At 47.4% G+C, this 211-nt stretch carries 1 protein-coding gene; it reads left to right on the top strand.

Features of this window, described 5'->3' with window-relative positions; genetic code table 11:
* On the top strand, positions 1-211 hold a 211-nt coding region (locus tag AB4512_RS18510), incomplete at both ends, for a BCCT family transporter (RefSeq protein WP_372175319.1).

Raw genomic sequence — 211 nt, 5'->3', positions numbered from 1 at the left:
TTCCACTGGGGTTTTCATGCATGGGCTATCTATGGCATGACGGCGCTTTGTCTGGCGTACTTTGTTTATAACAAAGGCTTACCGCTATCAATGCGTTCTGTGTTTTACCCAATTCTGGGTGAGCGTGTGTGGGGCAAAACTGGTGATGTAATCGATGTACTAACCGTACTGGTTACTCTGTTTGGCCTTGCGACTTCATTGGGCTTAGGTG

The sequence above is a fragment of the Vibrio sp. 10N.222.52.B7 genome, assembly GCF_041474275.1.
Lineage (GTDB): Bacteria > Pseudomonadota > Gammaproteobacteria > Enterobacterales > Vibrionaceae > Vibrio > Vibrio crassostreae_C.
This window is presented reverse-complemented; position numbering and strand designations above follow the sequence as displayed.